17 protein-coding genes are annotated in these 14380 nt (G+C 65.3%); 5 read left to right on the top strand and 12 right to left on the bottom strand.

Annotation, left to right across the window (positions count from 1 at the left end; translation table 11 throughout):
* Nucleotides 1–179 precede the first annotated feature (179 nt).
* The 7 genes from BMY68_RS08815 to BMY68_RS08785 form a co-directional block, all read right to left on the bottom strand.
* Complete coding sequence (locus BMY68_RS08815; protein ID WP_007921709.1) at nt 180–389, bottom strand: hypothetical protein; 210 nt, start codon at nt 387–389, stop codon at nt 180–182.
* A 70-nt stretch (nt 390–459) separates the two neighbouring features.
* Complete coding sequence (locus BMY68_RS08810) at nt 460–2100, bottom strand: ABC-F family ATP-binding cassette domain-containing protein (protein WP_085530619.1); 1641 nt, start codon at nt 2098–2100, stop codon at nt 460–462.
* A 186-nt stretch (nt 2101–2286) separates the two neighbouring features.
* Nucleotides 2287–3315 carry a DNA topoisomerase IB gene (locus BMY68_RS08805; protein ID WP_009044234.1) on the bottom strand — a complete coding sequence of 343 codons (1029 nt, stop codon included), beginning with the start codon at nt 3313–3315 and terminating at the stop codon, nt 2287–2289.
* Between the two features lie 87 nt (nt 3316–3402).
* The gene (gene modC, locus BMY68_RS08800; protein ID WP_085530620.1) at nt 3403–4491 is read right to left on the bottom strand and encodes a molybdenum ABC transporter ATP-binding protein; all 1089 of its coding nucleotides are present in this window, start codon (nt 4489–4491) and stop codon (nt 3403–3405) included.
* Nucleotides 4492–4494: 3 nt separating this feature from the next.
* Nucleotides 4495–5175, bottom strand: a complete 681-nt coding sequence (gene modB, locus BMY68_RS08795; RefSeq protein ID WP_009044232.1) for a molybdate ABC transporter permease subunit — start codon at nt 5173–5175, stop codon at nt 4495–4497.
* Entirely contained in the window at nt 5176–5943 is a 768-nt protein-coding gene (gene modA, locus BMY68_RS08790; RefSeq protein WP_085530621.1) for a molybdate ABC transporter substrate-binding protein, read from the bottom strand.
* A gap of 194 nt (nt 5944–6137) precedes the next feature.
* Nucleotides 6138–7202, bottom strand: a complete 1065-nt coding sequence (locus tag BMY68_RS08785) for an NAD(P)H-dependent flavin oxidoreductase (protein ID WP_085530622.1) — start codon at nt 7200–7202, stop codon at nt 6138–6140.
* Between the two features lie 236 nt (nt 7203–7438).
* On the opposite strand from BMY68_RS08785, the gene BMY68_RS08780 reads away from it, so the two are divergent.
* Together BMY68_RS08780 and BMY68_RS08775 are read left to right on the top strand one after the other, a co-directional pair.
* Nucleotides 7439–8422: an acrylyl-CoA reductase (NADPH) gene (locus BMY68_RS08780; RefSeq protein ID WP_085530623.1), complete on the top strand. Its 984-nt coding sequence runs from the start codon at nt 7439–7441 to the stop codon at nt 8420–8422.
* A 49-nt stretch (nt 8423–8471) separates the two neighbouring features.
* Entirely contained in the window at nt 8472–8960 is a 489-nt protein-coding gene (locus BMY68_RS08775) for a GyrI-like domain-containing protein (protein ID WP_007921729.1), read from the top strand.
* Here the strand turns inward: BMY68_RS08775 and ada are convergent.
* The 5 genes from ada to BMY68_RS08750 form a co-directional block, all read right to left on the bottom strand.
* Entirely contained in the window at nt 8924–9997 is a 1074-nt protein-coding gene (ada, locus tag BMY68_RS08770) for a bifunctional DNA-binding transcriptional regulator/O6-methylguanine-DNA methyltransferase Ada (protein ID WP_062826104.1), read from the bottom strand. The two genes, BMY68_RS08775 and ada, sit on opposite strands and share 37 nt — an antisense overlap.
* Before the next feature lie 87 nt (nt 9998–10084).
* Nucleotides 10085–10753 (bottom strand): DNA oxidative demethylase AlkB, encoded by a 669-nt coding sequence (gene alkB / locus BMY68_RS08765; protein WP_085530624.1) that lies wholly within the window; start codon nt 10751–10753, stop codon nt 10085–10087.
* On the bottom strand, nt 10743–11459 hold the full coding sequence (locus BMY68_RS08760) for a 2OG-Fe(II) oxygenase (RefSeq protein WP_085530625.1): 717 nt from the start codon (nt 11457–11459) through the stop codon (nt 10743–10745). The genes alkB and BMY68_RS08760 overlap by 11 nt, the downstream gene beginning before the upstream one ends.
* Nucleotides 11460–11569: 110 nt before the next feature.
* On the bottom strand, nt 11570–11740 hold the full coding sequence (locus tag BMY68_RS29850) for a hypothetical protein (protein ID WP_007921734.1): 171 nt from the start codon (nt 11738–11740) through the stop codon (nt 11570–11572).
* Between the two features lie 34 nt (nt 11741–11774).
* Complete coding sequence (locus BMY68_RS08750) at nt 11775–12077, bottom strand: DUF1883 domain-containing protein (RefSeq protein WP_009044224.1); 303 nt, start codon at nt 12075–12077, stop codon at nt 11775–11777.
* 176 nt (nt 12078–12253) lie between these two features.
* Between BMY68_RS08750 and BMY68_RS08745 the strand changes: the two genes are divergently transcribed.
* The 3 genes from BMY68_RS08745 (at nt 12254) to BMY68_RS08735 (ending at nt 14380) form a co-directional block, all read left to right on the top strand.
* Nucleotides 12254–12604: a hypothetical protein gene (locus tag BMY68_RS08745; protein WP_009044223.1), complete on the top strand. Its 351-nt coding sequence runs from the start codon at nt 12254–12256 to the stop codon at nt 12602–12604.
* 184 nt (nt 12605–12788) lie between these two features.
* Nucleotides 12789–13460 carry a c-type cytochrome gene (locus BMY68_RS08740; protein WP_085530626.1) on the top strand — a complete coding sequence of 224 codons (672 nt, stop codon included), beginning with the start codon at nt 12789–12791 and terminating at the stop codon, nt 13458–13460.
* A complete protein-coding gene (locus BMY68_RS08735; protein WP_085530627.1) occupies nt 13457–14380 on the top strand; it encodes a c-type cytochrome in 924 nt (307 codons plus the stop codon). The genes BMY68_RS08740 and BMY68_RS08735 overlap by 4 nt, the downstream gene beginning before the upstream one ends.

Below are 14380 nucleotides of genomic sequence, written 5' to 3'. Positions count from 1 at the left end.
TCTGCCAGACCGCCGCCCGGCCCTTGCTGATCGCCCATAAAAAAGACCCACCGGGGGGCGGTGGGCCAGTCGGGAGTCTTCAATAAGCGTGAGCCACTTTAGCGAAGCCTTGGCGGGTTCACAGTGAAAGAAATTTCATCATCGCCAGCGAGTGGCCGCAGCCCCGGTTGTCCACGGTTTCAGGCGCGGCGGCTGGCGGCATTGAGCCGGCGGCACTCGCGCACGGCGTCCTCTTGCAGGTCGTAGCCATCGCCGATGAAACCATCGGTGCGGGTGTCGGCGATGCGGTACCAGTGGGCGGCGATCGGCGCGCCGTGGGCGGCTTCCCCGGCGCGTCGACCCTGGATGATGATCTTGTTGCAGCGCTTTACGACAAAAATGTCTTCCATGGCGCTTCCCTGGTTGATAGCTGCTCAGAGCAACTATAGAAGCAACTTTGAAATTCGTGCAAAAGCCTGTTCATTGGTTTTCCTCGTCCAGTCTCCAGCCGGCTGGCGTCCATTGCAGCCGGTGGCTGGGCGCCATGGCGGCGAGGAACTCGCGGTCGTGGGACACCACCAGCATCGCGCCGGGGAAATCGCGCAGCGCGCTTTCGAAGGCTTCCACCGATTCCAGGTCCAGGTGGTTGGTCGGCTCGTCCAGGAGCAGCAGCTTGGCCGGTGTGTCGCGCCACAGGGCAATCGCCAGCGCGGCCTTGAGCCGTTCGCCGCCGCTGAGCCGACCACAGGGCTGGGTCACGCGCTGGGCGTCGAGTTGCAGCAAGGCCAGGCGGCTGCGCAACAGGCCTTCCTGCAGTGGCCGGTCGAGGGCTCCCAGGTGTTCGAGGATCGAGCGCTGCGGATCGAGCAGCGACAGGCGCTGGTCAAGGCAGGCGCTGGCTACCCGCACTTCGCATTGGCCGCGCAAGGGCTGGAACTCGCCGGCCAGCATCTTCAGCAGGGTGGATTTTCCGCAGCCGTTGGGCCCGCTGACCGCGATGCGCATGGGCCCGGTGACTGTCAGGTCGAGGTAGCTGGCAGCGGCCTCGGGCGGCAGCCAGGGCAGTTGTGCCTGGGTCAGGCAGAACACCTGTTGCCCCTGGGGCACCGCGGTGCCGGGCAGCGTCACCAGGGTTGGCGCCTGCGGCACCAGCCGCGCATAGGCGTCGCGTACCTGCTGATCGAGGCTGTCCTTGTGGCCCTGCTGGCGGTTGCGCACATGGCCCATGATGTCCCGGGCGGCGCCTTTTATCTTCATCCGTTCAAAGCTGGCGATGTTGGCGGTGTCGGCATAACGCCGGGCGCCGGCGGCGTGGCGCTGGATGGTGTCATGTTCGCGTTGCAGGCGCTTCTGTTCGCGACTGCGTTCGGTTCGGGCGTGTTCCAGGGCGGCCTGCGCCGCGCCGTGCTCGGCTTCGCGCTGGGCGCGGAACGCTGCGTAGTTGCCGCCGTAGACCCGCGCGCCCTGGGGCGTGAGTTCGACGATGCGCTGCATCTGCGCCAGCAACTGGCGGTCATGGCTGATCAGCAGCAGTCCGCCGCGCCACTGCCGAAGCTGCGCCAGCAGCCACTGGCGACCGGGCTCGTCGAGGTGGTTGCTCGGTTCGTCGAGTATCAGCAGCTGGGCATCGCTGAGCAGGGCGCCGATCACCGCGATACGCGCCCGTTGCCCGCCGCTGAGGCGGGCGGCCGGATCGTCGGGGCCGACCCTGTCGAGACCGGCCTCGTCCAGCAGGCGGCGCAGGCGTTCGCCAAGGTCCCAGCGCTCGTCGACCTGCGCCAGGTCGGCCATCGAGGCCTGGCCCGCGGCGAGGCGCCCGAGGGCGGCCAGGGCCGGGGCGATGCCGGCGACCTGGGCGACGCTCTGGCCCTCCTGCGCCAGATGTTCCTGGGCGACATAGGCCACGCGGGCGAAGCGCGTGACGCTGCCCGAGGACGGTGAAAGTTCGCCGGCGATCAGGCGCGCGAGCACGCTTTTGCCGGTGCCATTGCGCCCGACTATGCCGGTGGGCAAGGCATCGAATGTCAGGTCGAGTGAATCGAACAGGGTTTCGCCATGGGCGAACTGGAAGGTCAGCTGGTTCAGGGAGACCAGCGCAGGCAGCCGTGTGACGTGAGTCATCAGCACCTCCGGAAAATGTCGAAAAAGGCCAACAAGCGCTGCAAGGCGGCTTGTCGCGAGTACATTTCTGGAAGGCTTAGTTGTTCACGTCGGCAATCGTCCGGTGACGGGGAAGGGCGGCTAGCCTAACGCGCCAGCGTCCCGGATGACAACCCGGCGGTACCCGGGCGGCTATTGCAAAAAGCCTCAGGCCTGCTGCGTCAGGCGCTCGAGAAACATCCTCAGGCCGACTTCCTCGGCCCGCAGCCCTTTGCGTTTGCGCGGCCTCGGCAGGGCGGCCAGGTGCCCCTGCACGAAGCCCTCGAGCAGCGCTGGATGGATGTAGCACTTGCGGCACACGGCGGGGGTATTGCCCAGTTGCCGGGCGACGTCCTTGACCATCTCGACGATGTGCTTTTTCGCCTCGGCCTCGGGTTCCCAGTGCAGCTCGCGCAGCACCGCCAGGGCCAGGGTGCTGCCGGCCCAGGTGCGGTAGTCCTTGGCGGTGAAATCGGCACCGGTCAGCTCCTGCAGGTAGGCGTTGACGTCGGAGGAGCTGACGCTGTGGCGCTCGCCGTTCTCGTCGAGGTACTGGAACAGGTTCTGTCCGGGCAGCTCCAGGCAGCGCTTGAGGATCCGCGCCAGGCGCGGGTCCTTGACGCTGATCTGGTGTTCGATGCCGCTCTTGCCGCGGAACTGGAAGAGGATCGAGCTGCCTTTGATTGCCACGTGCCGGTTGCGCAGGGTGGTCAGGCCGTAGGAGCGGTTGTCGCGGGCGTACTGGCTGTTGCCGACGCGAATCAGCGTGGCGTCGAGCAGGCTGATGACCGTGGCCATGACCTTGTCGCGGCTGAAGCCGGGCGTGGCCAGCAGGGCTTCCAGTCGCTGGCGCAGGCGTGGCAGGGCGCTGCCGAATTCCAGCAGGCGCGAGTACTTGTCGGCGTCGCGCACTTCCCGCCAGCGCGGGTGGTAGCGGTACTGCTTGCGCCCGCGGGCGTCGCGGCCGGTGGCTTGCAGGTGACCGCGCGGGTCGGCGCAGATCCACACCTGGGTATAGGCCGGCGGCACGGCCAGGGCGTTGATCCGCTGGATCTCGTCGGGCGCCCGGATACGCTGGCCTTGCGGGTCGAAATAGACGAACGTGCCGCGCACTTTCTTGCGGCTGATCCCCGGCTGGGTGTCGTCGACGTAATGCAGGTCAGGTGGCAGGTCCGGGCGCAGTGGGCTATCGGGCATGGCGGAATCCTTGGCAATCAATCGATCAGGCCTGTCTGGCGATTGACCGCGGCGCGGCGCAGGGGTGCCAACCCATTTGCCGGGGACTCAGGCGAGCACGGCCACCGCCTTGATCTGCGCCCAGAGTTGCTGGCCCGGATGCAGTTCCAGCTGGTCGCGGGAGTAGCGGGTGATCCGTGCCAGCAGCGGGTTGCCGGCGACATCCAGGCGCACCAGGACATGCGCGGTATTGTCGGCGGGGATTTCGCCGCTGACCGTCACCGGCAGGCGGTTGAGGATGCTGCTGTGCTCGCCCGCTTGCAGGCTGAGGCTGACGTCCCGCGCCTGGACCTTGAAGCGCAAGTGCTTGCCGATGGCCATCGGCGCATGGGCGACCCGCACCCGCAGCTGGCTGCCGGGCAGTTGCAGGGCGAGCAACTGGTAACCGGCGTCGTAGTGGCTGACCTGGCCTTCGATCACCACCCCGGCGTCGTCGCCCAGGGCCAGGGGCAGGTCGAGACGGGCCAGGGTTTCGCCGATCGGCCCGCTGGCCAGGGCACGGCCGTTTTCCAGCAGGACGATATGGTCGGCCAGGCGCGCCACTTCATCCTGGGAATGGCTGACGTACAGCACCGGGATTTCCAGCTCGTCATGCAGGCGTTCGAGGTACGGCAGGATCTCGCTTTTGCGTTTGCTGTCGAGGGCCGCCAAGGGTTCGTCCATCAGCAGCAGCCGCGGGCTGGTGAGCAGCGCGCGGGCAATGCCGACACGCTGGCGTTCGCCGCCGGACAGGTTGTGCGGGTGGCGCTGCAGCAGATGGCCGATGCCCAGCAATTCAGTGGCCTGGGCCATGTCCACACGACGCTGCGCGCGCGGGATGCGCTTGAGGCCGAACTCCAGGTTGGCCTGTACCGACAGGTGGGCGAACAGGCTGGCTTCCTGGAACACATAACCCAGGGAGCGTTTGTGTGGCGCCACGAACAGTTGGCGCTGGCTGTCCTGCCAGACTTCGTCGTTGATCCGCACCAGGCCCTGTTCGGCCTGTTCCAGGCCGGCGATGCAACGCAGGCAGGTGGTCTTGCCGGAGCCGGAATGCCCGTACAACGCGGTGACGCCACGGCCTGGCAGCTGCAAATCGAGGTCGAGGCTGAAATCTTTATAGGTGCGCTTGAGGCGCACATGGATCGATGCACTCACGATTCAACTCCAGCCAGCACGGGGTTTGCGGCTGGAGTACAGCGCCAGCAACACCAGGAACGAGAACACCAGCATGGCACCGGCCAGCCAGTGGGCCTGGGCGTATTCCAGGGCTTCGACATGGTCGTAGATCTGCACCGAGACCACCCGGGTCTTCTCGGGAATATTGCCGCCGATCATCAGCACCACGCCGAACTCGCCGACGGTGTGGGCGAAACCGAGAATGGCCGCGGTAATGAACCCCGGCCTGGCCAGCGGCAGGATCACGCTGAAGAAGGTGTCCCAGGGATTGGCGCGCAAGGTCGCCGCCACTTCCAGCGGACGGGTGCCGATCGCGGTAAAGGCGTTCTGCAGCGGCTGCACGACAAAGGGCATGGAATAGATCACCGAGCCGATCACCAGGCCGCTGAAACTGAAGGTCAGGGTGCCCAGGCCGAGGGCCTGGGTGAGCTGGCCGATAGAGCCGTTGGGGCCGAGGGCGAGCAGCAGGTAAAAGCCGATCACCGTCGGCGGCAGGACCAGGGGCAGGGCGACGATGGCGCCGATCGGCCCCCGTAGCCACGAGCGCGTGCGCGACAGCCATAACGCAATCGGCGTACCGACGATCAGCAGGATCAGGGTCGTCAGCGACGCCAGTTGCAGGGTCAGCCAGATGGCGGAAAAGTCGGCACTCGATAGCGGCATTTAGCGTTGGTAACCGTAGGACTGGATGATGGCAGCGGCTTTCGGTCCCTTGAGGTAGTCAACCAGGGCCTTGGCCGCCGGGTTGTCCTTGCCCTTGTCGAGGATCACCGCGTCTTGTTTGATCGGGTCGTGCATCTCGGCCGGGACTATCCAGGCCGAGCCGCTGCTGACTTTGCCGTCTTTGTAGATCTGCGACAAGGCGACAAAGCCCAGTTCGGCGTTGCCGGTGGAGACGAACTGATAGGCCTGGGTAATGTTCTGGCCTTCGACGAGCTTGCCCTTGACCTGCTCGCTCAGGCCCAGCCTGGCCAATACCTGGGTGGCGGCCAGGCCGTAAGGCGCGGCTTTCGGGTTGGCGATGGACAGGTGCTGGTACTGGTTGGCCTTGAGCACCTGGCCCTGGCTGTCGACGTAGCCAGCCTTGGCCGACCACAGCGCCAGGGTGCCGATGGCGTAGGTGAAGCGCGAGCCTTTGACGGTGGCGCCTTCGCTGTCGAGTTTTTCCGGGGTGCTGTCGTCGGCGGCGAGGAACACTTCGAATGGCGCGCCGTTCTTGATCTGGGTATAGAACTGCCCGGTAGCGCCATAGGCGGCCACCAGCTTGTGCCCGGTGTCTTTCTCGAAGTCGGCGGCGATGGCCTGGATCGGCGCGGTGAAGTTGGCGGCGACCGCCACCTGCACTTCAGCGGCCTGGGCCGGGCCCAAAGCGCAGACGGCGAGCAAGGCGGCAAGGCAGGTCGGGGCAAAACCTGAGAGACGACGGTTCATGAACAGCTCCATTGGCGAAGGGACGTTGGGCGGTTGGCGGTATTGGAAATGGATGGCACCGGGGGTGGGTGAAACGCTGTATACGGAAATATATAGCGAATCGCCAGCGAACGGAACTGCAAAGGTCGCGCGGCTTTGAGGGCAAATAGAGGTTTTGCGCAAAACGCCGCGACCGCAGTCGCGGCGTGCCGGGTTTAGCGGTCGGTCAGCTTGGCCAGGGCCTGGGCGGCCAGGGTGCGGGTCAGCTCCGCGGTCGGCAGTTCGACCCCGAGGCGCAAGGCCTGTCCGGACCAGAGGCTGGCGAAGTCGGCGTCGTCCTTGGCGCGCAGCGGCATCAGCGCGCCACCGGCGAGGGGGAAGGCCGGCGCCAGGGGGCTGATCGGGCCGATGTCGCGCATCACCCGGTTGAGAATGCCCCGTGCCGGGCGCCCGGTGAACAGGTTGGTCAGGGCGGTTTCGCTCTCCTTGGCGGTACGCAGGGCCTTGTGGTGGGCGGCACTGACCTTGGCTTCCGGGGTGAACAGGTAGGCGGTGCCCAGTTGCACCGCCGAGGCGCCGAGGGCAAAGGCTGCGACTATGCCGCGGGCGTCGCCGATCCCGCCGGCGGCGATCACCGGCACCCGCACCGCATCGACAATCTGCGGCACCAGGGCCATGGTGCCGACCTGAGTGTTGAGGTCTTCGCTGAGGAAGATCGCCCGATGGCCGCCGGCCTCGTAGCCCATGGCGATGATTGCATCGCAGCCGTGCTGTTCCAGCCAGATCGCCTCATCGACGGTGCTCGCCGACGACAGGATCTTCGCCCCGGTGGCCTTGACCCGCGCGAGCAGGGCCGGGTCCGGCAGGCCGAAGTGGAAGCTGACGATTTGCGGGCGCAGTTCTTCCACCAGTTCGCAACTGACGGTGTCGAAGGGCACGCGGCTGCTGACCGGGGTCGGCGCATCGAAATCCACGCCGAGCTCGCGGTAGTAGAGTTCCAGGGTATTTTTCCAGCGGGTTTCCCGTTCCGGGTCGGGTGTCGGGTTCTGATGGCAGAAGAAATTCAGGTTCAGCGGCGCGGGGGTCGCCTGGCGGATGCTCTGGACATCCTGGCGGATCTGCTCGGCCGTCAGCATGGCGCAGGGCAGGGAGCCCAGGCCACCCGCCTGGGCGGCGGCGATCACCATGGCGGTAGTGGTCGCTCCGGCCATCGGCGCCTGGATGATCGGCAGCTCGATGCCCAGCAGGTCGAGAATACGGGTGTCAGGCCATTGGCTCATGTGAATGATGCTCCGACGTCAAGAGATAAGGACGGCAACCCGGGGTTTGTATCAGGAGACAGGCAATCAAGGCCAGTCGACTTTGGCTGGGGTGGCACGATCACTTGCAGGAGCGGGGCGTGGGCGGCCTACGACGAAAAGAGCGTGGATTTTTCCCGTCCGGGCTGGGAAGGTGGGAGCTTTGTAACCTGAAACTCAAGTTCACGGCCCGGTCATGGGTCTATCGGGAGGCAGTGATGTTCAAGGGTATTTTGATCGAGAAAGACGATGCCGGTTATCGCGCGGCGCTGCGCGAGATTGACGAAGAGCAGTTGCCCGAGGGCAATGTGACGGTGCGGGTGGCCTACAGCACCCTGAACTTCAAGGATGGCCTGGCCATCACCGGCAGCAGTCCGGTGGTGCGCAAGTTTCCCATGGTGCCGGGGATCGATCTGGCAGGCATTGTCGAGTCCAGCAGCCACCCGGACTACCAGCCCGGCGACCCGGTGCTGCTCAACGGCTGGGGCGTGGGCGAAGGGCATTGGGGCGGCCTGGCGCAGAAGGCACGGCTGGACGGCGACTGGCTGATTCCCTTGCCCCAGGCGTTCAGCGCGGCCGAGGCCATGGCCATCGGCACGGCGGGGTACACGGCGATGCTCAGTATCCTGGCGCTGGAGCGCCATGGCCTGACCCCGGGCCAGGGCGAGGTGCTGGTCACCGGGGCCAATGGCGGGGTCGGCAGCTTTGCCATAACCTTGCTGGCCCGGCTGGGTTATCGGGTGGTGGCGTCCACCGGGCGCACTTCCGAGCATGACTACCTCAAGCGCCTGGGCGCCAGTGAGATCATCGACCGTGCCAGCTTGTCCGCGCCGGGCAAGCCGTTGGCCAAGGAGCGTTGGGCGGCGGTGATCGACTCGGTGGGCAGCCATACCCTGGCCAATGCCTGCGCCAGCACCCAGGCCAACGGCACGGTGGCCGCCTGCGGGCTGGCCCAGGGCATGGACTTCCCGGCGTCGGTGGCGCCCTTCATTCTGCGGGGCGTGACCCTGGCCGGGATCAACAGTGTGACCCAGCCCAAGGCCCGGCGGATCGAGGCCTGGCAGCGCCTGACCCGCGATCTGGACCCGGCCCTGCTGCCGTTGATCAGCCATGAGATCGGCCTCAGCGAAGCCATCGCCGCGGCGTCGCGCCTGCTGGCCGGCGAGTTGCGCGGGCGCGTGGTGGTGGATGTGAATCGCTGATACCGTGCGCGCCGGTCACCCAGATAAACGCCAGACAGGAGTACGAAGCATGGATGTCAAACTGCGAGAGGTTCAGCCTTTCTGTGTCTCGGGCTTGCAGGTACGTACCTGCAACGCCGACGAGCAACAAGCGGACAGCGCGCGGATCGGGCCGATGTGGGAGCGGTTTTTTGTCGAAGGCTTGTTCGACAGCATCGGTCACCGGCAGTCGGACTCGTTCATCTATGGCCTGTACTCCAACTACGAGTCCGATGCCTCGGGGCACTTCGACGTCACTGCCGGCGTGGCGGTGGGCGAAGGCAACGCCGACTATCCGTTGGTGCAGGTGCAGGGCGGCGAGTACCTGGCGTTCTCCGCCAAGGGGCCGATGCCCGACGTGGTGATCCAGACCTGGGGGCTGGTCTGGGCCTACTTCGAGGACAACCCGCAGGTCCGCCGGCGCTTCGCCACGGACTTCGAGGTGTACACCGGGCCGGAATCGGTGTCGGTGTACATCGGCATTCAGGCCTCGGACGAGTTCTCGCGTTCGAGCAACTGACGCTTGCGCTCCACGCCCCAGCGGTAGCCGGACAGGTTGCCGTCGCTGCGTACCACCCGGTGGCAAGGGATCGCCACCGCCAGGCTGTTGGCCCCACAGGCCTGGGCCACGGCGCGAAAGGACTTCGGCGCGCCGATACGCTGGGCGATCTCGGCGTAGCTGGCGGTGCTGCCTGGCGGAATCTCCTTGAGGGCCAGCCACACCCGCTCCTGGAACGCCGTGCCTTGCAGGTCCAGCGGCAGGTCGAGGCCAATGGCCGGTGCTTCGATAAACCCCACCACCTTGGCCACCAGTTGCTCGAAGTCCTGATCGGCGCCGATCAGGTTGGCCCGGGGGAATTTGTCCTGCAGATCCTGCACCAGGGCATTGGGGTCGTCGCCCAGCAGGATCGCGCAGACCCCACGGTTGCTCTGGGCGACCAGGATCGCGCCCAGGGAACACTGGCCGACGGCGAAGCGGATATCGGCGTTCAGGCCGCCGGCGCGGTAGTCGCTGGGTTTCATGCCGAGCAACTGGTCGGCGGTTTCGTAGAAGCGGCTGTTGGAGTTGAAGCCGGCGTCGTACAGCGCGTCGGTCACCGAATGGCCGTGCTCCAGTTGGCGCCGTACCCGCCGCGAACGGTGGGCGCTGGCGTAGCCTTTCGGGGTCAGCCCGGTGGCGGCCTTGAACACCCGGTGAAAGTGGAAGCTGCTCATGCCGGCTTGCTCGGCCAGCTGTTTCAGGCTGGGCAACGTTTCGGCCGACTCGATCTGCCGGCACGCGGCGGCGACCAGGCTGGCATGCTGCGCGGCCACCTGGGTCTGGTCGCTGGCGCTGCGTTTGCTCGGCCGGTAACCGGCGGCTTCGGCTTGCTCCGCGGTGTCGAAGAATTCGACGTTCTCCGGCCGTGGCAGGCGCGACAGGCTGCTGGGGCGGCAGTAGACCCCGGTGGTTTTTACCCCATAGACGAACTGGCCATCGGCGCTCGCATCACGGGCCAGGACGGCGAGCCAGCGTGGATCGCTGGCGGTGGTGGGCTTGGGCTGGACCATGGTCATGGGCTCTACTCGGTGGCGGATGTCGCTCAGATTAACCAAGGGCAGGGTGCCTGGCACTCCGAGTCTTGCGCTTGAATTCCCGCGGGATCAACCGGCCCGGCGAAAGGTCAGGTTGATGCGTCGTGGGCCCAGCAGCGGGTGTGTGCCTTCCTTGAGCGGCAGCACGCCGTGATAGCGCAGGCGGTCGACGCCGCCCCAGACCACCACATCGCCATGCAGCAGCGGCACCCGCAACGGACGGTCGCTGCGGCGCTCGCCACCCAGCTGAAACACCGCCGGCAAACCCAGGGAGACGGAGACGATCGGTGCATCGTAATCGCGCTCGTCCTTGTCCTGGTGCAGGGACATGCGGGCGCCGGGCACATAGTGATTGATCAGGCAGGCGTCCGGTTCGAACCCGGCAAAACCGGCCTGGGTCGCGGCGGCCCGGGCCAGTTCGCGCAACACCTCGGGCATCGCCGGCCAGGGCTGGCCGCTCTGCGGATCGATGGCGGTGTAACGGTAGCCGCTGCGGTCGGTGGTCCAGCCCAGCTGGCCGCAACTGCTCAGGCCCACCGACATGGTGAAACCGCCCGGCGTGACCATTTGCCGGAACGGCGCGGCGCGCAGCACGCCACGCAGGGCCGGCAGCAGGCGCTCGACCCAGGGCAGGGCGAAGCCGCGAAGCACAAAGGACTGCGGGCCGATCTGTTCGGTGCGGGGCGCCTGTTGCAGCTCGGGTTCGCCGAACAGTTCGCCGGTGAAGTTACTGGGCATCGTGGAAGATCACTCCTAGCGTATGGCGGCGACCGCTGTGCAAGCGGCTGACGCCATGGCGCAACGTCACCCGGTAATGGCCGCGCACGCCGGGTACCGGACGATGATGCACGGCGAAGATCAGCGCATCACCCTGCTTCAGACCGATGACCTGCGGCCGCGACTGCATGCGCGGACGTTGCTCGGTGATGACGAATTCACCGCCGCTGAAGTCGATCCCGGGACGGGACAGGAGGATCGCGACCTGCAGGGGGAATACGTTGTCGCCATACACATCCTGGTGCAGGCAGTTGTAATCCTGCGGGCCGTACTGCAGCAACAAGGGCGTCGGCCGCTGCTGACCGGCGGCGTGGCAGCGCTGGAGAAAATCTTCGTGCCGGGGCGGATATTGCACGGGGATATTCATCAGCTGGTTCCAGCGATTGGCCAGCGGCACCAGGCGCGGATAGAACTGGCCGCGCAACTCGGCGACCCGTTGCGGCAAGGGGTAGGCGAAATACTGATACTCGCCGCGGCCGAAACCGTGCCTGGCCATGACCACCCGTGAACGAAACAACTCGCTGTGGGGATACAAACCGCTGAGCTCATGACATTGGTCGGCGCTGAGCAGGTTGTCGATCACCGCGCTGCCGTCCTGGTCGAGTTGCTGCTCGATCGAGGCCCAGTCCAGGCAGGCGAGGCGTTGTTCGAGGGAGGAGGCGGACATGCTGGCGGTTCCCGGAGTAGAGGTTGAGGTCCGCCATTCTGGGAAGTGCGCGGGCCGCTCACACTCCGCCGCTTGCGCTCGAATTCGTCACAGGTTCTAGGGGCTGGGACTTACAGCGCCTTGCTCACGCTGACATCGCTGATGACGTCGTCGGTCTGGCCATGCAGGGCTTCCAGCGCGGCCTTGGCTTCTTCCTGAGTGCCGCTTTCCAGCTGGGCGAACTCGAAACGGCGCTCGCCGTTGAGTTTGTATTTGATGACGTACTTGGTCGTTTGGGCCACGGTGATACCTGTTGGTCGCGGGCTGGGGTGGGGTTCAGCGCAGTTTCGAGCTGGACCGGCGGATGATCTTGATCGAGTGGGTCAGGTTCGGCTTGCGGGTAACGCTGATGGGCCGGCGGTTGACGGTGTCGATGGTGATATTCCAGAAGCCGGTGCTCGGCGCGGTGATCCTGGCCGGGAACTTGTCGAACGCGCCGCCATGATAGGTGTGACGTCCGCCGTTCTTGAAGCTTCGGAAGTTGGCGTCGTTCATCAGGCGGATGTTGCAGACCTGGGAGCATTCGATGACGACGATATCGTCTTCGTTGAGGTGCTCGCGCTGGTGGATAAATTTCATGGGCGCCTCCAGAAGGGCTTTTGCTACAAAATCAAAACGATGGCGCAGTTTATCAGGCCGCGGCAGGCGGCTTTGACAATTTAAAACAGTTATTTGCCGATTATTTAGGATAAATCTGGCTGATCCGGAGAAAAATGCCATTTCTGCGGTCGGACGGTCTTTATCGGAGGAAATGTATGAAGTGGGGTGTGTTGATTCTGGCCTTGGCGATCAGTGGCTGTGCGACGGTCTCGGATATTAACCAGACATTGCCCACCCTGAACGTGATTTCAGGGAAAAAGCCACAGGAGTACGCCAAGTGCGTCAGCGACAAACTGGCTGACAGCCGTGGCCAGTTGCAGGTCGAACCGCGTAAGGACGGCATGCGCATCATCGTTCCGCAGAAAGTCTCGTCGGGCCCGACCGCGGTATTCGATATCGAGGAGCGTTCCGGCGGCAGCAGCATCAAGCTGCATGAAAGCATGTCCAATGTGCCCATGCGTCCGGGCGATATCCGCAAGGCGGCGGAGGACTGCATTTCCGGCTGATAGCCAAGCGATTTTTCAACAGCCCGCCCTGGCCCGGATTTCCGTGGCGAGGGCGGGTTTTTTTGTGCCTGGTGGCAAGGCAGGCCCGGCTGGTTTCGCGTTGTAGCCAAAGGTCTATTGGCCTACTCTTTGTAGGCTTATATAAAATAAGCCTAAGAATATAACTAGAAAAATGGAGTTCGCCATGATCCCCGTGGATCGAATACTGCTGAGCAGCCTGATGCTGTTTTTTGTCGCCAATGCCCAGGCCATGGATGGGCAGAAAGTCTTTGTCCAGGGTGGCGCGCAGCCTGGCGCCACGGCATGCCTGGCCTGTCATGGTGGCGATGGTCTGGGCCTGGCGGCCGCCGGGTTTCCGCGCCTGGCGGGATTGTCGGCGGGTTATCTGCGCAAGCAGCTGGAAGATTTTCGCAGCGGTGCGCGCAGCAACCCGGTCATGCAGCCACTGGCCAAGGCCCTGAGCGATGACGAGATAGACGCGGTCAGCCAGACCCTGGCGGCCATGCCGGCTGCGACGCCAGCGCCGATCAACCGCAGTTCCCTGGCTGAAGGCGTGGGGGCGAGGCTGGCCTTGCGCGGCGCCTGGGAGCGGCAGGTTCCGGAGTGCGTGACCTGTCATGGGCCGGGTGGCGTGGGCGTGGGAGACGCCTTTCCGCCGTTGGCCGGGCAACCCGCGGCGTATCTCGCCGGGCAATTGAATGCCTGGCGCGACGGCACGCGCCGCAACGATCCGAACGACCTGATGGGACACATCGCCAAAGCCCTGAGCCCCGAGGAAATTACGGCGGTGGCCGATTATTTCGCCAAGGTCGGCAGTCAGTTGGTCAAGGCCGATAACCAGGAGTCCAAGCCATGAAGCATGATCTTCTATTGGGCTTTTCCCTCGCCTTGCTGACGGCCCAGGCTTATGGCGCCGCGGTCGCCATGGAGGACCAGTCACAGTTGCGGGAGCCGGCGGTGAACGCTGCCCATCCCGGGTATTTCCAGCCACCGGCGGAGAGCGAGTTGCCGGACAATGCCTACGGCAAGATGGTTCGCGACGGCTATGCGCTGTTCGTCGATACCAAGCGCCTGGCGCCGAAGTTCGTCGGCAATGGGCTCAATTGCAGCAACTGCCACCTGGACCAGGGGCGACTGGCCAACTCCGCGCCGCTGTGGGGCGCCTATCCGATGTACCCGGCCTACCGCAAGAAGAACGACAAGGTGAACACCTACGCCGAACGCTTGCAGGGCTGTTTCCAGTTCAGCATGAACGGCACGCCACCGGCCGCCGACAGCTACGAGATCACTGCGTTGTCGGTGTATTCCTACTGGCTGGCGAGCAAGGCGCCTATCGCTGTCGAGTTGCCCGGGCGGGGTTATCCCGAGGTGCCGCAACCGGCCCAGGGCTACGACCTGGCGCGTGGCGAGCAGGTGTATCGGGCGCAATGCGCGGTTTGCCATGGCGACAACGGCCAGGGCCAGAAGGTCGGCGCGGACTATGTCATGCCGCCGCTCTGGGGCAAGGACTCGTATAACTGGGGCGCCGGCATGCACCGGATCAACACGGCCGCGTCCTTTATCAAATACAACATGCCCTTGGGCAAGGCCGGCAGCTTGAGCGACCAGCAGGCCTGGGACGTGGCGGCGTTCGTCAATCGCCATGAACGACCGCAGGACCCGCGGCTGGTGGAGGGCTCCATCGAGAAGACCCGGCTCAAGTTCCACGCCAACGACGGCGTCAATCTGTATGGCCAGACGGTAGATGGCGTGCTGATTGGCCAGGGCATCCGATAA

Source organism: Pseudomonas sp. NFACC41-3, assembly GCF_900109505.1.
GTDB lineage: Bacteria > Pseudomonadota > Gammaproteobacteria > Pseudomonadales > Pseudomonadaceae > Aquipseudomonas > Aquipseudomonas chlororaphis.
This window is presented reverse-complemented; position numbering and strand designations above follow the sequence as displayed.